The organism is Hominibacterium faecale, assembly GCF_020734085.1.
Taxonomy (GTDB): Bacteria; Bacillota; Clostridia; order Peptostreptococcales; family Anaerovoracaceae; genus Hominibacterium; species Hominibacterium faecale.
Window position 1 is genome coordinate 190,306 of record NZ_JAJAGH010000012.1, and the last position, 22,483, is coordinate 212,788.

Consider the following 22,483-nt stretch of genomic DNA (forward strand, 5'->3'; position numbering starts at 1 on the left):
GATTTTATACGTTTTTTCACCGTCAAATTTTGCGCCCACGCCAGCGTTTCATTAACCCTTCTGCCATTTTGCGCCGCGATAGCGGACGGCAAAGCAGATCGCTCGAAACAGCCAGTCGATGGTCATGGCCACCCAGACGCCAAACAGCTGCATATCCAGATAAATGCCCAGCAGATAGCTGAATCCCACTCGGAAAATCCACATGGAAATGATCGCGATCAGCATGGTCAGCGCCACATCGTTGGATGCCCGCAGGGTATTGGGCAGGGTGAAGGAAAGGGGCCAGATGGTCACCGCGCAGATGGAGTGGTAGATCAAAATCTCTTTGGCAAATTGGCTGGCCTGATCGGACAAACCGTAAACATGCAAGATCAGCGGCAGCGAAAGCACCACCAGACCGTTGAAAATCAAAAGCAGCAGATAGCACAGCTTCACCAGTTTTTTCGTGTAATAGCGGACCTGTTCGTAATCGCCGGCGCCCACGCACTGGGAAACGACGGTAACGGTGGTAAGCCCCAGCGCCATGCCCGGCAGAATGGCGAACATTGCCACATAGTTGCCGATAGCATTGGCCGCGATGGCCGCTGTTCCGAACCCGGAAACCAGGCTCAAAACTAAAATTTTTCCCAGCTGGAACATACTGTTTTCTAGTCCGTTGGGAATGCCGATATATAATATTTTTTTCAAAAGTTTTCTATCTATTCTCCATAAAAAAGGCCTTGGAATATGCAGCAAACGATCCTGCCTGCACAACAGCTTTAGGATAATAATGGCAGCAATGATACGGGATGCGAGGGTCGGTATGGCAGCTCCCTCCACACCCATATGCAGCCCAAAGATCAGCACTGCGTTTCCGATGAGATTGATGCCGTTCATCAATAGTGACATTTCCATGGCGATCTTGGAATTTCCCATGGCCCTGAAGATGGCTGCTCCGCCGTTATACAGCGCGATAAACGGAATTGACGCGCAAACGATGAGAAGATAAGTGCGGCTGTTATAATAGACATCGGCATCGATGCTGCCGAAAACCTGATGGAGAATAAATCCCCGGCAAAGATAGCATGCGGCCATGACGATAATCGATGAAATGGCAATGAAGATCAGCATCTGCCAGGCCGCCCTGCAGCCTGTCTCCGGCTCTTTTCGCCCTATGTACTGTCCTGAGACAACGGCGCCTCCCGTTGCAAGCGCAGCAAAGATATTGATAAACAGTATGAAAACAGAGTCCACCAGCGATACCCCGGAAACCGCGGCTTCGCCCACGCTGGCCACCATGATCGAATCGGCCAATCCCACAAAAATTTGAAGAAACTGTTCAATGATCAGCGGTATGATCAGTTTTTTCAAATCCCGATTGGTAAACCTGTACTCCATGTTTCATCCCTCCATGCTTTTATCAGTATACTCCTGAAAGAAGCGGGATACAACGGATATGGGATTGTTTTTTAATTCGGTATTTTCACACTTTTATTTTTCCGGAAAGGTAAGAGCGATCTGTTGGAGATCCACGCTGTCAGCAGGCTCATCGGAATTCATTGCCTCTTCAATATCCTCGATATCAGGCAGCTCCTTGAGATTTTTAAAGCCGAAGTTTTTCAGAAACACATCGGTAGTACCATACAGAATGGGGCGTCCGATGCCGGTCGATCGGCCCACTTCCGCCACCAATTCCTTTCTTTGCAAGCCTTCAATGACCCGTTCGCACTTAATGCCTCGGATAGCCTCGATCTCTCCCCTTGTAACCGGCTGCTTGTATGCGATAATGGCCAGAACCTCCAGTGCTGACTGGGAAAGCCGTTTGTGTTTCACCGGCGTGCACAAGCGCTCGATGTATTCCACGTTTTCTTCCGCTGTCACAAATTGAAAGCTCTTGTTGACCTCGCGGATTCGAATGCCGCGGCCTTCCTCTTCATATTCCCTGGCCAACTCGCAAAAGCAGTCGTATGCGTCCCGCCAGTTGACATTGAAAATTTCCGCCGCCAGCTTCACGTCCAGCGGTTCGCCCCAAACAAACATCATCGATTCAAAAGCGGCTTTCATGGATTTTTTACTCGTCATCGTCTTCTCCTTCCATCAAATGCTCTGTGGCTCTTACCTTGATCTGGCCGTAAATATAATTCTGCTCCGCGTCCAGCTTCTTTTCCTTCATCATTTCCAGAACAGAAGAAAAGGTGAGCGCAATGTCATATCGGTCCTCCTTCTTGTCGATCAGTTCTTTGAAATCTGCCTCCCGGAATGGATCCTCCCGGAAAAAATCGCGAATATCGGCCATTCTCGCTTCCGCAGTCACCCGCTGCTTTTCGCTGCGAATATGATGCCTTCTGATCTCTTCTACTTTTTTCTTTTTGCGGAGAAAAAGGTTGAAGGCGGTGATAAACTGGAGCAGATCCAGGTCCAGGTATTCATCGGTTTGTCCCGTATAGACCGACAAGTCTTCCTGGGGTTTTTCCAAAATACGCAGCCCTGCTTCTTCCTGCTGCTGCAGCATCTCGGCCAGCATTTTGAAACGTTTGTATTCCAGCAGTTTTTCCACCAGGTCCGTGCGGGGGTCCTCTGGCGCCGCACCCTCTTCGCTGGGGGAAGTTCTCGGAAGCAGCATCTTGGATTTTATTTCAATCAAAGCGGCCGCCAGCACCATGAACTCCGCCGCCATGGGCACGTCCAGCTTTTTCATCGCTTCCATATAAGCCAGATACTGCTTGGTAATCTCCGCGATTTCAATGTCGTAGATATTCATCTGTGCGTTTTCGATCAAATAGACCAGCAGGTCGAAGGGTCCCTCGAACACGCCCAATTTTACTTTATATCCCATAGAAACTCTATCCTTTCTGATCTGCGCTGCCCGAAAGCTGGCAGATGCAAACCCCCAAAATGATAATACCGGCCGTCGCCAGTTTGATAGGCGCCAATGCTTCCCCCAAAATCAACGTTGCCAGCACCATGGAAAAAACCGGCACCAGGTTGATGAAGATGGAGGTTTTGGAAGGACCGATCTGTTTGATGGCGATTTGCTGGATCATATATCCGGCCACGGAAGCAAAGATGCTCATATAAAGCACGGCTATCCACGCCTGCGGCGGCGCCTGTGCCAAAAGCTGCCACGGCTTTTCCCAAATCACAAAGGGAATCAAAATCAACGTGCAGACCAGGAAGCTGTAGTAGGTCAGCCAAAAAGGCGGAATCCCAGCTCCTTTGCTCTTGCTGAAAACGCCATAGGCTGCCCAGCAGATGACGGCCGCCGCCATCCACAGGTCGCCCCGGTTAAAGTCCAGTTGGACCAAAGTCTCAACATCGGCCCCAGTGATGGTGAGGAGCACGCCAAAAAAGGAAAGCAGAATTCCTGCGATCTGTTTTGCCGGAATTTTGTTTCTCAAAAACAAAGCGGCGATCACGATGGTGACGATGGGGTTCATGGCCCCGATTATGGAAGAGTTGATCGCCGTGGTGTATTTCAGGGCTATGAAAAAGAACACGTGGTAGCCGAACATTCCCACGATTCCGGTAAAAAGGAAGATTGGCAGATGTTCTTTTTTCAGGCGGAACCGGTCTTCTTCCTTTTTCCTAGCTGCTCCGGACAAGATGCAGAGGATCAGGGAAGCGAAGAAAAACCGCATAAAGGTCAGGGTAAAGGTTGGAATAAACGGTACCGCATACTTGCCCGCAATAAAGGCTCCCGACCAGAAAAGGGCCGCCAGCACCATGAATCCGTAAATCTTTTTTCCCTTGTTCATTTCTGTTCGATAACCTTTCTCAAATTTTCTGTATATGGCGGGTAAACGATCCCTTTTTCGGTCACCACGGCCGTAATGTACTGATGGTCGGTCACATCAAAGGATGGATTGTAGGTTTTGATTCCAGCAGGAGCCATGGGCTTTTGGTACCACATTTCATAGATTTCCCCGCCTCTTCTCTCTTCAATGGTGATCTGATCGCCTGTAGGCGTTGACAAGTCGATGGTCGAAACCGGCACGAACATATAAAAGGGGATTCCGTATTCCTTTGCCAGAATCGCCACTTGGGAGGTGCCGATCTTATTGGCGCCGTCTCCATTCGCCGCCATTCGGTCGCAGCCAACTACTACTGCGTCGATCCAGCCTTTTTTCATGACCGATGCCGCCATATTATCGCAAATCAAGGTCACATCGACTCCTGCCTGGGAAAGCTCCCAAGAAGTCAGCCTTGCTCCCTGCAGCAGCGGTCTTGTCTCATCGGCGAAAACTTTGAATTCGTATCCCCGCTCCTGGCCCAGATAAATGGGCGCCAGGCAGGTTCCATATTTGGCTGTCGCCAGCGTCCCTGCGTTGCAGTGGGTGAGAATGCCCATTCCCTTTTTCAGCAAAGACAAGCCATATTCGCCCATGGCAAGACAGGCCGCCTCATCCTCGCTGCGGATGGCATCGGCTTCTTTTCGGAGTTCTTCTTTTATGTAATCCAGCTCCTGATTCCAGGACGGCTCAAAGCACAACCCGTCCTCCAGGGCCAGCAGCTTTTTTTCCATCCGTTCCAGCGCCCAAAACAAATTGACGGCCGTCGGCCTGGCCGTTGCGATATACTCTTTGGCCCAATGAAACTCCCTTGCGAAATCGCTGAAATTCTCTGTTTCCAGATCCCGCACGGCTCGATAAACGCCGTATGCCGCAGCCACCCCAATGGCCGGTGCGCCCCGGACCTGCAGTTTGTTGATGGCCTTCCAAATATCCTCTTTCGTCTTAATTTCAATGTACCGCTCCTCGCCAGGAAGCAGCGTCTGATCCAAGATCATCAATCTATCGTCTTCATACCGAACCGGTGTAATCATTCGTAATCTATTCCTTTCCAAGAAATTTCGTTTTGAGCCTATGCTGCGGGGATTATGAACAGCCTGAGTAGTTTGCAGGTCCACGGTGTCTGCGGTGTCCGGTACCTGGTGTGGTGTGGCCCCAGGGCAAATTTCATCGCTATTCCTTCCAAAATGCCTCTCCAGCGATAATTTTGAGGGCTTTTTATGCCTGATCGGGCAAATAACAACATGAAATCATCGCTGATCGGCCGTGTAGTTACAAATAGCGATAAGAAATTATCGCAAACTGCATCAAATGAGGCAAGACCGCGATGATCCACGCCCGCCCTTATTCCCACAGACCTGGCTCCGTCCAATTTCTGCCTGTCGCCTGCTTTCAATAAACGCATCCTTACGGCAACGCCGTTTCAATCCGATGCGGGGATTATAAGCAGCCTGCCCAGTCTGGCTGCTTTCAATAAACGCATCCTCGCAGCAACGCCGTTTCAATCCGATGCGGGGATTATAAGCAGCCTGCCCAGTCTGGCTGCTTTCAATAAACGCATCCTTACGGCAACGCCGTTTCAATCCGATGCGTTTATTATAACAAATCTCTGTCCATAATTACAGCAGAAAATCCCCCCGCGCTGCCTGGCCAAAGCCGGCGGCCCGGACATCACCCAGAGGCTTTGACAAAACGCGCTTGTTGTAATATAACTAATAGGGAGAAAGGATTTATAATTTATGAAAAATCAGTCACGGGAACAGATTACGATGCGAGTTTCCTTTGTCAGTATCGGCGGGAATCTCTTTTTATGCTTTCTAAAGCTGATGGCCGGAATCTTGGGCAGGTCAGGCGCCCTGATTTCTGATGCGGTCCATTCTGCGGCGGACGCAGTGGATACCATTATAGTAATCATTGGAATCAAAGTGGCTTCACGGGCTCCGGATTCACGTCATCCTTACGGTCACGAGCGGATGGAATGCGTGGCGGCAATCATTCTTTCCATTATTTTAGGCGTTGTCGGCGTGGGCATCGGTTACGCCGGTCTGGATAAAATTTTGTCCCGCAGCTTTGAAAATGTGGAAGCGCCCAGCATGCTGGCAGCCGCAGCCGCCCTGGTGGCCATTGCCATCAAAGAGGGCCTGTATTGGTACATGCGCTCCTCGGCGAAAAAGATCAATTCGGATTCTCTGATGGCCATCGCTTGGCATAATCGGGCGGACGCGCTCTCTTCCATCGGAAGCTTTATTGGAATCTTGGGAGCACGGGCGGGATTAGCCATTCTCGATCCCTTGGTCAGCGTTATCATCTGCTTGTTTGTCATCAAGGCCGCACTTTCCATTTTTATGGGTGCAATCAATAAAATGGTGGACCAAGCATGCGATCCTCAGATAGCTGAAAAAATACGGGCGGCAGCGGAATCCTATTCAGGCCTGTACCGCCTGGGAACTATTCGAACCCGCATCTTTGGGGACAAGATTTATGTAGAAATGAAAATTCATCTACCGGGAGAAACGACCTTGCAGGCCTCAACGGACCTGTGTTTCCAACTTCGCCAATATATTGAATCACAATTTGACGAGGTCAAGGAATGCCGAGTGCTCCCAGCACCGGAACAAAAGTAAACCTGGAACCCGGTATATTTGCCCAGGCCCCAGGTGAATCGCTTTCTGACTATCATCATTTGGTCCAAAGAAATTGCATTATGATAATTGCCCCTGGCAAGCAATCCGTTCCAGCCGCCAGACAGCAAACTCTATTTTCCGAATACCGCTTTGATCTCCAGATATTCTTCAAAGCCATAAGTTCCGCCTTCACGCCCCAAGCCCGATTCTTTGTAACCTCCGAAGGGACAAGTCATCCGATAATCAGCTCCGTTGATATGCAATCCTCCGGCCCGGATACGACATCCCACTTCATACGCTTCTTGGTCAGGACCGTATACCGCGCTGTCAAGGCCATATGGAGTATCGTTGGCAATCTCAATTGCTTGCTCTACCGTATCATAAGCGATAACGGAAAGCACTGGTCCGAAAATCTCCTCTCTGGCAATGGTCATATCATTGGTGACATCAGAAAAAATAACCGGCTTCACATAGTATCCTGTCTCGATTCCAGAAGGCGTCTGTCCGTAAATCATTTTAGCTCCTTCTGCTAAGCCCTTTTCGATATAGCCTTTTACCCGTTCAAAGGCGCGCTGGGAAATAAGCGGTCCGATATCAGATTTGGGATCGGAAGGTTCTCCTACTTTATATTTTCCAGCCTCTTCTTTCAATAGCGATTCGATTTCTTGCTGATGCTGCCTTGGGATCAGCATTCTTGTATAAGCACAGCAGGTCTGCCCAGTATTCATGAACACTGAATGCACCGCTTCCTCGGCGGCTGCTTTTAAATCCGCTCCTGGAAGGACGATCAGCGGCGATTTTCCGCCCAGCTCCAGGGTAATCTTTTTCACCGTTGAAAGAGCCAGAGCACCAACCTTTTTGCCAGCGGAAGTGGACCCGGTAAAGGTGAGCATATCCACATCCGGGTGGAGCGCCAGACAGTTCCCCACTTCCCCGCCTGCACCGGTGACGATATTGAACACGCCCGCAGGCAGTCCTGCATCTTCAAAGACATTGGCCAACATGCATGCGCATAGCGGCGTCGCCTGACTTGGCTTTAAAACGGTACAGTTTCCCGCAGCAATGGCCGGAAAGAGCTTCATGGTGATCTGCTCCATTGGATAGTTCCAGGGCGTCAGACCGGCAATCACGCCGAAGGGTTCTCTGCGCACCAATCCGCCTTCTGCTTCTTGTTCATACTCAAAATTTTCGGCCATATGGGCGAAATAGACTGCCTCGCGGATGGAACTTTTTAGGTGCCACTTTTCCACATGGTTGATTGGCATCCCCAATTCCAACGAGATCACTCTTGCAAACTCCTCTTTACGCTGCTCCATAAGCTCGCCTGCTTTTCTGAGAATGGCTCCTCGCTCCTGCGGCGGCATCTGCGACCATGCCGGGAACGCACGCTTTGCTGCAGCCACTGCGCGGTTTACATCTTCCTCCGTTCCCCGAGGCACTGAGCCGATCACTTGCCGTGTAGCCGGATCTTCTACTTCTATACGGCGACTTCCGGTGCTGGCTGTCCATTTTCCGTCAATGTACAAATCATATTTGATCATCGTTTCCTCCTTTGGATCTTTTTCTTTAGCGTTCCCTATTCTGTATAAAGTATCCCTATAAAGGAGTCCTGCAAATTGTTTACTTGTACGTATAAGGCATGTGCAGAAAAGTGATATTTCCTTTTTTGCAGCAAAAAGAGCCCTGTCATGGCGGGCTCTCCTCTTTTACTGTATCATCGTGCGCATCAGGGGGTGATGGGCGTGATTTCATACAGCACGACTACCATTTTATACGAAGAAAGTTTAGCTCTAAAGCGGTAATTGTTGGTAGTTTCCTGGTAAGAAAGGTTTTCTGGACAAAAAGGGACCCGCAACTCGCATTGCAGGTCCCGAAGGTAATATGATGAAATTACTTGTTTACAGTTTGAAGTCAGCCTTTGTCAGTGCCAGAGCTTCGTCCAGTGCAGACAGAACCTTATCGATTGTTTCGTAAGACTGTGTTGCAGGTGGTTCGATTCTTACTGTCTTGGCATTTACTAATGTACCAGCTACCATGATCTTTCTTTCGAACAGGTGCTTAGTTACATCGTATCCAACTTCTGCTTCTGGGAATTCCATACAGATCAGCATACCAGCTCCTCTGAAGTCTTTCAGAACGGTCGGGTATTTTTCCTGTAATTTCTTCAGGCCAGCCAGGTAGTAGTCACCCTTTTCTTTTGCCTGTCCCGGAATGTCATTCTTCAGCATGTACTTGATTGTGGAAATGAATGCTGCGCAAGCCAGTGGGTTACCGCCGAATGTCGGGGATCCCAGGATCCATGGGTTGTCAAACATCTTTCCTTCTGTACCTGTGCCAGCACCGGATTTTTCATAAGTCCAAGGTCTTGCGATGATACCTGTGATAGGAACTACGCCGCCGGAAGAAGCTTTACCGAATGTCATGATATCCGGAGTAACGTCTTCAGCTTCGCATCTCCACATTGTACCAGTACGTCCCAGACCAGTCTGGATTTCGTCGAAGATCAGAGCTACGCCATATTCGTCAGCGATTTCTCTTAATCTCTTCAGATAGCCTTTAGGAGGAACGATAACGCCAGCTTCGCCCTGAACCGGCTCAACGATGATAGCAGCAACCTTTTCGCCTACTGTCTGCAGGTTCTTGATTGCAGTTTCTGTAGCATCAGCATTACCGTATTCAACGTGCTGTACCTGCTGGATCATTGGAACATAGTCTTCTCTGTAAGCGCCTTTACCTCCCATGGAGATAGCTCCCATGGATTTACCGTGGAATGCGCCAACTGTGGATATGTACCATTTTCCGCCTGTAGCCAGTCTAGCCAGCTTCAGAGCCATTTCTACAGCCTCAGCACCACCGTTGGTGAAGAAGGAGTACTGCAGATCTCCAGGAGTGATCATAGCCAGCAGCTTAGCCAGGTAACCTCTCAGCGGGTCTACCAGTTCCTGGGAGTGGAGTGAGAATCTATCTAACTGAGCGCGTACAGTCTTTTTGATTTCCTGGTTGTTATGTCCGCAGATGAAGATACCGAATCCGCCTAAGCAGTCGATAAATTCTGTTCCGTTCAGATCTCTGAATACGTCGCCTTCGTCTTCCCATTCGATGAATGCGGAGTCAGTAGATACAGATTTTCTGTATTCCAGCCAACCTGGATTGTAGTTTTCGTTAAAGTTTGCGATTGATTCATCATGGATGGCTTTTTTGTCAGCGTCTGTCAGCGCATCCTTTTCGATGTAATCCACAACGCGAGTTGCTAGCTCTAAAGCTTTTTTGTTCATTTCAGTCATTTTATTGACCTCCCTTTTCTTTCTTTTTGCTGCCCAACGAATTCGGCAGCAGAAGTATAACTTTTTACGGTACTATATATATACAAAACTCATGCCAAATTTTTTCACAGAATTGTCCTCACTATGGCAATATTCTGACAAAAGCGTCAATTTCAATGTTTTCAAGGCCTAAAAACATTTAAGATTTTTTCTCATTCATCAGATTTCTTTGTTTTTTCGGTCTCATTTTCGTTTCATATCTCATAATTATTCTCATTTTTAAGATTTAAATGGATTTTTCTTTCTTTTTTCTTAACACTCTTTTCCTTTATGGACAGGCTAACTTTTTCTGTGTACAATAGATATCGTAGCAAAAAACTAAAACAGGATGGTTAATATGGAATATATTAAAAATTTTATTTATGGAGCTCTGATCGGGATCGCCAACGCTATTCCCGGTGTCAGCGGCGGAACGATGGCAGTTATTCTCAATATTTATGACAAGATCATGTACGCGGTTAGCCTTAAAAACCTGAAAAAGCATCTGATGTTTCTCATTCCTTTGGCAATTGGAGCAGTTGCCGGAATTTTTGCCCTGAGCAACGTCATTGTCTCTTTGCTGAATTCTCATCCTATGCTGCTCAATTTCTGTTTCATTGGTCTGGTTTTTGGAAGTATTCCTTCTATATATAAAAAGGCAAGAGATCAAAAGCTAAAACCACGCAACCTTGTATTGGGTGTCATCGCGCTTGCCTTTATGCTCTTTATCAGTTATTTAAATCAAGGTGAGATTACCAATAAATCTCTGGCGGACTTCGGCGGAATCAGCTTCGGACTTTGTCTATGGATTTTCGCTGCCGTCGCGATTAGTACTATCGCTATGATCCTTCCTGGGATCAGCGGTTCTTTAATGATGCTTCTTATGGGGATTTATGCAGTCGTTATGGAAGCAGTAGCTAGCATTGACTTGGTTTTGATGATTCCAATCGGCCTCGGGGTAATCGTAGGACTTTTCGTAGGAATCAAGGTTATCAAAAAAATGTTACGCTTTCATCCTCAGGCGTTATATTTTATCATTCTGGGGCTGGTCGCCGGATCGGTCTTTGCTATTTATCCGGGGTTTACCGTGTCGCCGGAAGGATTTGCCTCATTGGGCGGCCTGGCCATCTTCGCACTACTGGCATATTTTCTTTCCAGCAGGAAATAATCGTGAGCACGACGGTTTGCATCGTCAGTTGAAACGCGAAAAAAGCAAAATGCAAGAATGCAAAGAAACCGCCGTCCGAATGCCAGAATTCACGATCATCCCTGGCTTTTCTGATACTTTTCCCCCGCGGCCACAAAACACTCCTAAAACAGCAGACCTCATCAGCGGCATAAACCGATCCGTCTCCTGAACACCAAAAGCCCGTAAAGAATGATGGTAACACAACGTTTAACCTGTTTTTTTCATGGCTATGTCCATAAAGCGCAGAGGAGTGAACCGCAGGCGAACGGTATCCGCATTTCGCAGAACGTTTTCATTTTTTTGCAAGAAACGCCATTCCCTTCAAAATTGACATCTTTGCCCCACCGGTCTGAATTATATAAATACTGCCCGGCGAGCCATAAGAGCCCCCGGGCAGTAATTTTTTTATAATACAGGAAATATCGATTGCGTAGCATTTCCTGTATTTCAAAGAACGTACCTTGCGAAGCGTCGCTGCTTGTCAGCGACATGTGTGCATAGGAATCTTTGATTCCGTCATGCACACGTTTTTTATTTTGGTTTGTTCATTGCTTGGTTCAGCTGTTCAAAGTCATCGGATGACAGCGGCGTTTTTTCAACGCAGTAAACCGGCATTTCTCTCTTTGCCAATTCTTTAAAGTACAAAATCGGCGGCACACATTGTTCTCCTGCGAGAGCACCTCTTTCTGTAATCTGGCCTTTACAGATCATCTGAGCTACGATTGAAGGCGGGACGCCTGTGTCCAAGGCTCCTGCCATAAAGCCCCATTTCTCGCTGGTACGGATAACCGATTCAACGATTACTTCTTTTTCAACACCGTCTTTCGTTCCTTTCACAACGGCCCGCAGAACGTCACTGTCGTTCAGCTCACCGTCATTGGAATCGTCATAGCGGCTCAGATAGCGATTGACCACGCCAACCATGGTTTTCAGAGGATTTACCTGCTGGCCACCCACTTCCAGCGGTTCTTCGCTGGAAAATCCCAGATCGGCCAGGAAGCGGATTCTTTCTTCGAACTCCTTGGGCAGGGAAAGCTTGAAGCTGGCTTCCTGAATGCCCTTATCTTTAAAGGACCGGGCAAACTGAGCCGGCTCAGAGTGGATACAATAGAAGGCTTCGGCCAGACCGATCGGCTCTGAGAACGGAATCATTTCCTTTCCTGAACCTGCGGATACAGGCTGCAGCTCTCCATCTTTTAAAATCCAAGGATCCATTGTATGTTCTTCCATAACAGTGAGGAGGGAGTATGGAATACCTATGATCGCTTCTGTTCTTGTGAAATCGCCGCAGGCACAAATCGCATGAGCCTCGCGCACAGTATCCAGCCTGCTGGCCGCATACCCTGCCATAACGTTCATGGTCCCCGGCGTGCTCCCCATGCCCAGGACAGCCGTCAGACCGGCTCTCTTAAAGTCTTCGTGGAGATCAAATTGTTTCTTGGTCACGTGGAACAGCCCGCCCAAGTCAATATAATGTGCTCCCACAATCAGGCAAGCCCGCATAATATCGATGTTCCAATTATACTGTACGCAGTTGAGCACTACATCGGCCCCTTTAATAATGGAAATCAGCGCGTCATGATCCGATACATCGCACTTAAGCGCTTTGATCCCCAGTCTGTCCGCGACTTCTTTCGCCTTCGCGAAATCGTAATCGCAGATCGTAACATCTTTTTCATCAGGGCTCAAATCCGGATCGCACAGATCGGTCGCTACAATGCTCCCCTGTATTCCAGCACCTAAAATTACCAGTTTCATCATGTTTTGTTCCTCCTTAGTTCTTTCTTATATAAGCTAACAATTTGTAACTTGTGAGCTGCGTCGAGCAAGTTTCACTATTTTCTTCCTTACGGTAACGCCGTACTTGATAGTGAAAATAGTATAAGAGTCGAGCTGCGTCGAGCATTTGGGCCAACAATGTATTAATTTTCGCTTGTTATTGAGACTATTCCAAGGCCTGCAGGCTGCAATTCCTGCCAAAGGCTTTGATATACAAGGTTATTTACATTTAGGCAGCCTACAAGCCTGTTTTTTGGTTCAACAATTGAGTTGTTTTCCTCGATTGTTGAACCAAACTCTTAATTTCCACTTTGCGGCAGTGCCGTATTCAATGGAAAAAATATTATGCCATTATGAATCCCGTAACCAGGAAACCTATGATCGCAACGCCTCCGGCAATCAAGGCATATGGAATCTGTGTCAGCGCATGATCCATATTTTCAATTCCGGCAGCAGATGATGACAGTACCGTCGCATCCGAATAGAAACACGCATGTGCTCCAAAAGTAGCGGACGAGAGGATGGCGGCAACGGTCAGCACTGGATCTGCTCCAACTGCCATTCCCAGCGGAACGATAATGGGAAGCGTAACTGCCGGCACACCCCAGCAGCTTCCTGTTACGAAGGAAAGGACCGCTACAATAATAAACGCCATCGCCGGCAGCAAGGCCGGGCTCATATATGGAGCAACCGTGTCGACAATAAAGTCGGACATTCCGATCGCTGCCAGAACCTTTTGCAGTGTCAGCGCAGAAATGATAATAGCAAACATCAGAAACATATCTGCGAATCCCGAAATAAAGGCTTCGGAAAATTCGCTGAATGTGATTCTCCGCTTGATCAGGTACATAGCAGAGGCGACAACGGTGCCGATAATAACGCCATGAAGCAGGTCAACATCAAAGTAGAAGGTTCCTCCGATCAAAGCGATCATCGGTAAGAAGAAATCCCATAAACTGCTTGTATTCTCATCCGGATCTTCCACAGTGAGATTGAATTTCCGGCTTCCTTCGTTATAAGTCATGCCGGTGTTCAGCGTTCTCTGATAGGCCTTTTTCATGGGTCCGATCTTTGGTATAACCCCCAGAATCACCAGCGGAACGACAACCGTAGCCGCCATTGCATAGAAGGAAAAGGGAATCGTTTTAATAAAGATGTCCATTCCTGATCCCAGGTACGCCAGTTCTTTTTCTTCGGCCAGCATTCCAGCCCAGTAAACAGCCTGCGTCGAAATTGGAATCAACATACATACAGGCACACCCGTTGAATCGATAACATAGGCCAGCATTTCTCTCGGCGTTTTCTGTTTGTCGCATACGCTTCTCATTACATTACCAATCGTCAGTACATTCAGGTATTCATCCACAAAGATGATGATCCCCATGATCCACGAGATCATCATGGACTTTTTCTCTGAGTTGGAATATTTGAGAACCAGTGCTGTAAATCCGGAAGTGGCTTTTGCCTTTCTCATGATGGCAATAAAGCTTCCGAAAATTCCTACCGTCAAGATAACCCAGATGTTTCCCGTATCAGACATTGTCTCGTAGAGGAAATCCAGGTATCCGCCGAAGAAGCCCGTACCGTAAGCAATGACGCAGCCTACCAGGCCTCCCAGGACCAGGGCTTCAAAGGTTTTCTTGGTGATGAGCGCAAATGCAATGATCAGTATAGGCGGAAGGAGTGTGATTATTCCATAATTATCCATTTTGCATTCCTTTCTTTTTGCGGAAATCATTCCGCATCTTTTTTCGGCGCCTCAGATCGGATATCCGCCTATATATAGAGCAACTGCCATACCAAAAGTTCTGAATTTTTAAGATTCTTATTTTTAAATCCGCAAACCCTTGGAATTTAAGGCTTTTAATTTTTAAAATCTTTTATTTCGCAGCGATTTGTTTTTTTCTGTAAAGGAAAAAGCGACGCAGCATCGCGTCGCTTTTTAGGGGTTTTTAATTAACCTAATAGTTTTGATTTGCTTTTTAAAGCCATATTCTTCTTTTTTCAACGGTTGAGATTTCGGGCTCCGAGCTCTGCGCAAGTTTGCGTCAAAACGCAGCTTTGCGTTCATCGAATCTCATATTTTTTTAGTTTGCGATTGATGGTGGACCGGGTTGTCTTCAAAGCCTTTGCCATCATGCCCGAGTCCTGGTACCTTTCATAAGTTTCTTCCAAGATACCCTTTTCGAAGGCCTCCACCATCTCGGACAGGGAGCCTTCGCCGGACATCGTCCGCCTGCCCCCTTCGTCTGTCTCATCAAACAGGTACTCCTGGACATCTCTGCCGGTTATCATGGTGCCTTCGGCTGTAATGACCAGGCTCTCGATCAGATTTTCCAGCTCCCTCACATTTCCCGGCCAATCATAGCCAGTAAGCGTTTTCAGCGCCTTACCGCTCAACTTCCGGTCCAAACGATACCTTTTGTTATATCGATCCAAAAACATCGCCGCCAATTCGATAATGTCCTCTTTCCGCTCTCTCAAAGGCGGCACATTGATGGTCGTCACGCTCAGCCGGTAATAAAGATCCTGGCGGAATTGCTCTGTTTTCAGCATATCCTTCAGCTTGCGATTTGTGGCGGCAATGATTCGGATATTCAAAGGTATGCTTTCTGTTCCGCCCACGCGGGTGAGTCTTCTGTCTTGGATGACCCTCAGCAATTTTACTTGAAGGTTCAGCGGCAGCTCACCAATTTCATCCAGGAAAATCGTGCCTCCCTCAGCAGCTTCAAAATAACCGGCTTTCCCTTCTTTGGAAGCTCCTGTGAAAGCGCCTCCTACATACCCGAACATTTCTGATTCCAGCAGATTTTCGGGGATCGCGCCGCAATTTACTTTGATGTAGGCATTGTCTTTCCGCGAACTATTTTTCTGAATGGCATCGGCAATAACCTCTTTTCCGGTTCCCGACTCTCCCTGAATCAAAACAGTAGAATCAATCTTCGCTAGTTTTTGTGCCAGCATCATCGTCTTTGCCATATTCTTTGAAGCGCAAACCACATTGTCCAGCTGAGGCAGCCCGCGTTTAAGGGTTTGCAGTTCATGTTCATATCTGGATGTCAGCTTTTCCATCCAGGATAAACTTCGCTGCAGATAATTCAACTCCGTGATATCTCGTTCGCAGGCCACGACCATTTGTAATTTTCCGTTCTCAAAATAAGGAATTCCTGTTACAATGAATTCCCTGCCGTCGCTTAATTCCTGTTTAATGGTACTTTTTTCACCGGTGAGAATCACTTTCTTTGTCACGAATTCGGAGCAGTAGCCTTCTTTTTGCAAGTCGTCGATGTTGCGCCCCACCAATTCATCCATTTTTTTATTTCCCGTCTTTTCCACAGCCTTATTGACCATGATGATATTGCCTTGGGCATCGGAAATAAAAATTCCGTCATCAATCCCATTGAGGACCTTTTGAAAATCCAAATCAAATTTACCGATTTTCTCCATTCCGTTCTCCTTTTAATTCTAAGAACCTGATCTTGTTCTGTATGCGCATTCCCTTTCATACTCCGCTCGGCCCTGAGGTCGAACGGGGGATTGGCGCGGGCCGTGTCTCCCCAGGCTGCGCCGCTTGTAAATCAGCCTCCGGGCTCCGTTATGGAGTGGTGTTCGACAAAAATAAGTTTTTATTTTTTTACAGCCCGCTTGTCTATCATAACGAAGGAGCTGTCGCATGAATGTGAATACCTATGTTTTTTGATTGACCGTAATGAAAATGGGTTGTTTTTCGTAGAAAAAATTTGTGTAATCCCAGACATCGCAAAGACCCTTAAAGAGTAACATGAATCAAATCAGTTTTCAGCAGGCAGCCCCTTCCTTCCCAATCTTCAATCAGGCCCAGCTCCCGCTCAATGTCAGACCAAAAGCATCCCGCCTTTTCCCAGGCGGGTTTGGAAGCCCAGCCATGTGCGGCCTCAGCAAGACCGGCCAAACCCGGCGCCTCATCAATCCCCCGCCTCAGCAAATTACTGAATCGCCCAACATACCAGCAACAAATCCCCCTTCATATATACCTGCCGATCAAAGCATTCATCTTCTCCGCCCATTCATAACGATCAGGTGTTTCATCCACCAGCTTCTCAAGCTTCACCCGGTCGGCCCCATCAAGGCGCAGCATCTCCTTCAAGCTGATCACATAACCCATGCGCCTTGCAATTTGAAACAGTTTCCGATCCCTTTCAGGCAGCTCCAGATAGCCATCAATGATGCCCAACATTTTTTCCTTGTCCGTCGCCAAGCTCCCCTTGACCGCTTGCAGCAGGTTAACGATGTGGTCGCTGACAAGGCGGGTATCCACACCCTTTGTCTCCGTAATCAATCTGCGAACTTCTATAACCTTTTCATCATCGCTGCAGAGGATAAATCGGCCCTGCTCATAATCCTCATAGAGCTCTGTACCCGGCTTGACCGCGGCAGTGCGGATACGCACAAAATCCGGGTTCACCTGACTGACCACATGGGCCATGCCTTCCGCATTTTCCCGGCTAAGCTCTTTTCCGCCCAGGCCAGGCATAAAATATACCGAAAGCTCCAGGCCGCCCGCTTTAATATTACGGCCGGCGGTAATCTGCTGCTCTGCGGTAACGCCCTTGTTGACCAGCTTCAGCACTTCATCGGAGCCGGACTCAAATCCCGAATGGATCCGATCCAGTCCAGCCGTTTTCAGCTCGGCAAATTCCTGAGCAGAAACCCGCGACAAATTTTCCGCTCTGCCGTAGGATGTGATTCGCTCGATCTGAGGAAAAGCCTTCCTTAAATAAAGCAAAACTTCCGTCAAGCGGCCTCCGCTCAAAGCCAGCGTGTTTCCGTCCTGCAGAAACACGTGCTTGCCGCCGTTAATCAGCCACATAGCTACCACATAGTAACAGTTTTGCTGATCCGCCGGCATCATGGACAGTTCCGTATTGATTCGCTCAATATCCCAGGTTCCGTCCTGCCTCTTGTTCTTCAGCGCCTTTTCCCCATACAGCGCCATCCGGTCAATGTCCTCTTTGATGCTGTCGATGGTATAGGCCTGAAAACGGGTATGCCTGTATAAATTGCAGAATTTACATTTGTTCCAGGTGCAGCCCTGTGTGACCTGCAAAAGCAGGCTGGCCGCTTCGCTGGGCGGCCTGATCGGTCCAATTCGAAAAGTTTCCATAAAGATGCTTCCTTTCTGCTATATAGCGCGAGACGGCACTTCCGCCTAAAAAGCGGAGCGCCATAAACTAATAATCAATTCATGTATGAATATTATAGCATGTTACGGCCAAGGATTCCAATATATCGCGCACGTTACATTAAGGTTACACCGCAATTTTTTTTGAGTTGACCTTCTATTTTTTAAGGCGTACAATAAAAGAAGGTTTTAAGACATTTTTAATGAAAAGCTGGAGGTATTATGCGAAAAAAATTCAAGAAAATCATTTCCCTGTTACTGGCGGCCACGCTGCTCCTCAGCATGTCTTTGGTCAGCGTTCACGCCCAGTCTGGGGAAACAAAAGTGATTCCCACTGAAAGCAACTATGATTATGCAGCTGTTGAAAACGGCATCAGCCTTACCGGGCTAAAGTCCACATATCTAGCGGGTTTGACAAATGAACAGAAGCAGAATATCTTCCTTGACATTCCCGGCTCCATTGATGGAAAAACCGTCGTCTCCATCGGCAGCAATGCCTTTAAGTTACCTTATAATTCAAATTATAGCGGATGCAGTTTCGTTGGCGTTGACCTGTCAAAGACAACCGGTCTGAAGCGCATTCTCTCAGGTGCCTTTTATGGAAACCCCAATATCCGCGGGCAATTGTCCATCCCTGACAGCGTGATCGAAATCGGGCAGGAAGCTTTCCGCGATTGCAGCGGAATCTCCGGCGAGCTGCGCATACCGGAAAACGTGGAGACACTTGGGAAAATGGTTTTCTCCGGAGCCACCGGAATTACTTCGCTCAAATTTATGGGAAACAAGTTGACAGAACTGCCTGTATCTGCCTTTCGGAAATGCAGCTTGAGCAACGGATCGGTGACCATTCCCTCTTCCATTCAAAAGCTGGGTGCAACTGTGTTCGCGGAAACCGGTCTCAAAACAATCTATTTGCCTAAAAAGGCTGACCCGGCTAACACAAGTTTTCTCGTTTCCAACACCTTTGGTTCGTCAGCTTCCAGCAGCAAGCTGACGGCAATCGTGTGCCATAAGGATGATTTCGATGAAGTATGCAAAATCCTGGGCACAAGCTATGCCAAACGGGTCGGCTATGAAATGAAAGTCAGCTTTGTAACCAATGACGGTTCTGCCTATGAGGCGATCGATGGCTTGTTCAATCTTCCATATAACTACAAAAAGGATGCCCAGGGTATTTGGAATGCCGACAGTTCTTATCGGTTCCCTCAGGTTGATGGAAAAGGCTGGGGAACGGCTGCCGATGCTGTAAAGCCTGTTGCGGAAACAGAAATTATCAAGCAGGAAAATTTATATATGATTAGTCTTCTGGAAAATCCGGTTATCACTTACAGCGGCGGCATTGATAAAGTTTATGACGGCAACTCGGAAACCCTGTCAGTAACTGCGACTCACCCCAAAGCAAGACCCTTTAAAGGTGCTGGAAACGGCGACGTTTGTTTTCGTTACAGATGGAAATGGGATACCATCTCCCCCACAAAGTACGAACTGGATGGCTTCGATCTAAACGCCTATGAGGTAACCGATGTCCGCAGCCCGCAGTATGCCATAAGCTGCACGGTCGAGGTCTACGCATATATTATTGAAAACGGCAAGGCGAAAATCTTTTATTCAACGAGACATTCTTTCCCCGTTGATCTGAGACAGGCAGATCCGGTCATCCATCCCCAGTACCCCACTGGAGAAATCAAACTTGCTGACGGCATGCCGGAAATCTCTCTTGCTCAGGGAGACAGCCCGGGGACGATCAATTGGGAGCCGGGGCAAACGCTGCAAACCGGCATACATGACTATACTTGGAAGTACACTCCTGCCATGAACAGCGTTGACAGCTGCAACTACAAGGAAAAGACCGGCTCTATAAAACTAAACGGCGTGGAACACAAGCATTTTCGCGTTACTCTGGAAAAGACTTCCCACGGACAGATCAACCCGGCGGATTCCTTTGACGCAGTCGAAGGCAGCGATGCAGCTATACAGTTTAGCCCCGACAGCGGGTACCATCTGTCACGTGTCACTGTGAATGGAACCGATGTTACCAGCGCAGTGGTAAATCAAACTTACACATTGAAAAATGTGCAAAGCGACTGCAAAATCAGCGCTGTATTTTCTCCTGACAGCCAAAACGGCATGGAAAATATTATAAGCAAGCTTCCTGAAGTCCCCGCAGGCAATCCGCCGACAGATGATCAAAAGACATCCATATTGGAGGCAAAACTGCAATATGAAGCCATGCCCGCAAAGGAAAAGAAAGCTGTCTCGGAGACTGCAAAAAAAGAATTGTGCGACGCCATTGCCCAGCTGCCCCAGGTCAAAACAGCCGTTGAGGGAACCCTAACTGTCGCAGATCAAAATCTGCTGTTGGAAAACATGACCTCAGAAGATGTGGAAAAGCTGAGCCAGGACAGCAGCGTAAAGCTTTCCATTATCATAACATCCGAAAACGCCAGCCCCAAACCGGAAGAGCAGACCGCAATCGACCATATTCTCAATGGAGCTGAAAAATATAAAAGCTATGATATTCATGTCATAAAAAAGATGGCAGTAAACGGAAGCAACGAGATAGCAGAACCGCTCACACAGCTGGAATCACCGGTCACACTGGTATTTCCAGTCCCACAGGAGTTACAAACAGCGCCGGATGGATATCAAAGAACTGTCTTTATCGCACGTACCCACGATGAAGGCTCCCGGCTAAACACAGAAGTGCTGGCAGACCTGGATCATGCAGCAGATACCCTCACTGTTGCAAGCGACAAATTTTCCATCTATACGCTGGCCTGGCAGGATACGAAAATCGACTCCGAAAGCGCAGGGCCGACCGAACACACCGATACCTTGTCTCCAGGCAAGGAAAGCAGTTCGCCTTCAAAACAGACCGTAGATACGAAGGAGGCTCAACCCACCCCGCCCACCGGGGATGAATCCCAGCCTCTGACCTTGTGGGTCGCCGCTGCGGTCCTCGCAGGCGCAGTCCTTGTTCTGCTGATGGTTTCAAGAAGAAAAAGGCAGTAAGCCAGTCCACAAGATAAAATCCAGAAAACAAAACAGCTCCGCACCCCGATAAATGATGCGGAACTGTTATCATTTTTAAATAAAAATCAAACACAAAAGGATAGACAGCGGGGGTTTTGTGGTCGGGGTGGTGCTGGTGCAGGCTTCTTATGCGGTTGTATTGGATGCGCTGAAAACGTCCATGACCAATCTGGCCTTCAGCCTTCTCATTGCCATGGCTGTAACGCTGCTCATCGCTATGGTGGTCTTTCGCATTCTTACCCAGCCTTTGGAAAAAATTCAAAAAAGCGCCCGGCAGCTCCAGGAGGGCAATTATGATGTGCGTACGGATATTCATCAAGAGGATGAGCTGGGGAGGCTGGCCAAGTCTGTGGATGAGCTGGCCTTGAGGCTGGCGAAGGCAAAGCAGGAGCGGAATCGTTTGGATGACATACGCAGCACCTTTATTACCAACATTTCCCATGAGCTGCGCACGCCGGTGACCAGTATGCGCGCTTCATTGGAGGCCCTCTGTGACGGCTTGGTAACGGAGCCGGAAAAGGTGGATCAATATCATCGGGCGATTTTAAAGGACAGTATTCAGCTTCATCGCCTGATCCATGAGATAAAATTCAATTATAAGGCCTTAGCCGACGGTATCCATCCGTTGCTCTGCAAGGTAGATAAAATCGAATCCGATTCAACCCCATTGAATGGTGTCATTGCTGATGATTGAAGGTTGGGCCGAACATACCAGGTTCCTTCCCAATAGACTGCATAAGAAGCCGTATGCTGCTGATATTCAAAACGCTTATAAAGGCTCTCTGAGGTAATGTAAACAATAGGCACTAAGGTGTTTTTGGTGATGAAAATACACAAATACATTTTTTCATTGAGCCAAATCTTACATCCGTTTTCCAGGCTTTTGTCCTTGGTGCTTTCATAAGTTTTCTGTATCTTATCCCTCGATAAGATATTGCTGATACTGTACTCAGGGAACTGTCCGTTGTAGTACTTGCCATCCTTTTGCAGCATGCGGAAGATACCGTCATTTCTCTGCCACTTTTCCGGAAAACCATACTGGCTATAGGTCGCATTGAGGGCGATTTCCTCTCTTGCCAAAGCCAGCATGCCTTCAGGCGAATTCTTATCGTAAACGCTTGCCACATCAAGCACTGGTTTTAGCTGGCTTTTTAGTGTATAAATCTTCCTTTCGCCAGAAAAAACATTCAATGTCATGTCAATGCAATTTTCGCCATTCTGTACAGTTTCCATGGCCACTGTCTTATTTTTATAAAATTTGGGATCAAACAGTAATTGACTCTGCCCATTCTCATTTTTAACCAGATAGCCTTCGTCGTTTATCGTGATTGTAATACCATCCGCCTGTATTGTTCCATTTCCGTTTTCATCCTTTTCGCCGGCGGTTAAGGTCCCGGACAGATTTGCGTCGCTGCGAATCTCTTCCAGCAGACTTTCTGTCAATAATTTGGCATCGGAAGAATCCTCTACACGGTTAAAAATCTTAGTGGAAGGAGATATCAACGCAATCACGCATATGATAAAGATTGCAGCAACTGCCATCGCTACAATAAGCTCGATTAATGTGAAACCTTTTTTGTTTTGCATCTGCGTTCACCTCCTAAACCATATGGAATGATTGCCTCGCT

The 22,483-nt window shown here is 47.8% G+C and carries 17 protein-coding genes; 4 read left to right on the forward strand and 13 right to left on the reverse strand.

Annotated elements, in window-relative coordinates; all coding sequences use genetic code 11:
- Window positions 1-51 precede the first annotated feature (51 nt).
- From LG211_RS16515 to mtnA, 5 genes are all read right to left on the reverse strand, one after another.
- Window positions 52-1,377, reverse strand: coding sequence for an MATE family efflux transporter (locus LG211_RS16515; RefSeq protein ID WP_148396893.1), 1,326 nt, complete (start codon window positions 1,375-1,377; stop codon window positions 52-54).
- Window positions 1,378-1,470: 93 nt separating this feature from the next.
- Window positions 1,471-2,061, reverse strand: a complete 591-nt coding sequence (gene scpB, locus LG211_RS16520) for an SMC-Scp complex subunit ScpB (RefSeq protein ID WP_148396894.1) — start codon at window positions 2,059-2,061, stop codon at window positions 1,471-1,473.
- A complete protein-coding gene (locus LG211_RS16525) occupies window positions 2,051-2,815 on the reverse strand; it encodes a segregation and condensation protein A (RefSeq protein ID WP_148396895.1) in 765 nt (254 codons plus the stop codon). The genes scpB and LG211_RS16525 overlap by 11 nt, the downstream gene beginning before the upstream one ends.
- Window positions 2,816-2,822: 7 nt before the next feature.
- A complete protein-coding gene (locus LG211_RS16530; RefSeq protein WP_269478026.1) occupies window positions 2,823-3,734 on the reverse strand; it encodes a DMT family transporter in 912 nt (303 codons plus the stop codon).
- Entirely contained in the window at window positions 3,731-4,801 is a 1,071-nt protein-coding gene (mtnA, locus tag LG211_RS16535) for an S-methyl-5-thioribose-1-phosphate isomerase (protein WP_148396897.1), read from the reverse strand. The genes LG211_RS16530 and mtnA overlap by 4 nt, the downstream gene beginning before the upstream one ends.
- A gap of 705 nt (window positions 4,802-5,506) precedes the next feature.
- Between mtnA and LG211_RS16540 the strand changes: the two genes are divergently transcribed.
- Window positions 5,507-6,391 (forward strand): cation diffusion facilitator family transporter, encoded by an 885-nt coding sequence (locus LG211_RS16540; protein ID WP_148396898.1) that lies wholly within the window; start codon window positions 5,507-5,509, stop codon window positions 6,389-6,391.
- Window positions 6,392-6,522: 131 nt separating this feature from the next.
- On the opposite strand, the gene LG211_RS16545 is transcribed toward LG211_RS16540, so the two are convergent.
- Window positions 6,523-7,932 carry an aldehyde dehydrogenase family protein gene (locus LG211_RS16545; RefSeq protein WP_227755539.1) on the reverse strand — a complete coding sequence of 470 codons (1,410 nt, stop codon included), beginning with the start codon at window positions 7,930-7,932 and terminating at the stop codon, window positions 6,523-6,525.
- A gap of 357 nt (window positions 7,933-8,289) precedes the next feature.
- Entirely contained in the window at window positions 8,290-9,675 is a 1,386-nt protein-coding gene (locus LG211_RS16550; protein WP_148396900.1) for a putrescine aminotransferase, read from the reverse strand.
- Between the two features lie 376 nt (window positions 9,676-10,051).
- Here LG211_RS16550 and LG211_RS16555 point away from each other — a divergent pair, with 376 nt between their 5' ends.
- A complete protein-coding gene (locus tag LG211_RS16555) occupies window positions 10,052-10,861 on the forward strand; it encodes a DUF368 domain-containing protein (protein WP_227755540.1) in 810 nt (269 codons plus the stop codon).
- Between the two features lie 552 nt (window positions 10,862-11,413).
- Here the strand turns inward: LG211_RS16555 and LG211_RS16560 are convergent.
- The 5 genes from LG211_RS16560 to LG211_RS16580 all read right to left on the reverse strand — a co-directional run bounded on the left by LG211_RS16560 (window position 11,414) and on the right by LG211_RS16580 (window position 17,804).
- A complete protein-coding gene (locus LG211_RS16560) occupies window positions 11,414-12,643 on the reverse strand; it encodes a saccharopine dehydrogenase family protein (RefSeq protein WP_148396902.1) in 1,230 nt (409 codons plus the stop codon).
- 361 nt (window positions 12,644-13,004) lie between these two features.
- Window positions 13,005-14,369, reverse strand: a complete 1,365-nt coding sequence (locus LG211_RS16565) for a Na+/H+ antiporter NhaC family protein (RefSeq protein ID WP_227755541.1) — start codon at window positions 14,367-14,369, stop codon at window positions 13,005-13,007.
- A 359-nt stretch (window positions 14,370-14,728) separates the two neighbouring features.
- Complete coding sequence (locus LG211_RS16570; protein WP_148396904.1) at window positions 14,729-16,108, reverse strand: sigma-54 interaction domain-containing protein; 1,380 nt, start codon at window positions 16,106-16,108, stop codon at window positions 14,729-14,731.
- Window positions 16,109-16,430: 322 nt separating this feature from the next.
- Entirely contained in the window at window positions 16,431-16,592 is a 162-nt protein-coding gene (locus LG211_RS16575) for a hypothetical protein (protein ID WP_227755542.1), read from the reverse strand.
- Window positions 16,593-16,664: 72 nt separating this feature from the next.
- Window positions 16,665-17,804 (reverse strand): radical SAM protein, encoded by a 1,140-nt coding sequence (locus tag LG211_RS16580; protein WP_269478027.1) that lies wholly within the window; start codon window positions 17,802-17,804, stop codon window positions 16,665-16,667.
- A 240-nt stretch (window positions 17,805-18,044) separates the two neighbouring features.
- Between LG211_RS16580 and LG211_RS16585 the strand changes: the two genes are divergently transcribed.
- Both LG211_RS16585 and LG211_RS16590 read left to right on the forward strand, forming a co-directional pair.
- On the forward strand, window positions 18,045-20,834 hold the full coding sequence (locus LG211_RS16585; protein ID WP_269478028.1) for a leucine-rich repeat protein: 2,790 nt from the start codon (window positions 18,045-18,047) through the stop codon (window positions 20,832-20,834).
- 118 nt (window positions 20,835-20,952) lie between these two features.
- Entirely contained in the window at window positions 20,953-21,549 is a 597-nt protein-coding gene (locus tag LG211_RS16590; RefSeq protein WP_253020320.1) for a histidine kinase dimerization/phospho-acceptor domain-containing protein, read from the forward strand.
- On the opposite strand, the gene LG211_RS16595 is transcribed toward LG211_RS16590, so the two are convergent.
- Window positions 21,450-22,442 (reverse strand): type II secretion system protein, encoded by a 993-nt coding sequence (locus LG211_RS16595; protein WP_253020321.1) that lies wholly within the window; start codon window positions 22,440-22,442, stop codon window positions 21,450-21,452. The genes LG211_RS16590 and LG211_RS16595 overlap by 100 nt on opposite strands.
- Between the last annotated feature and the right edge of the window lie 41 nt (window positions 22,443-22,483).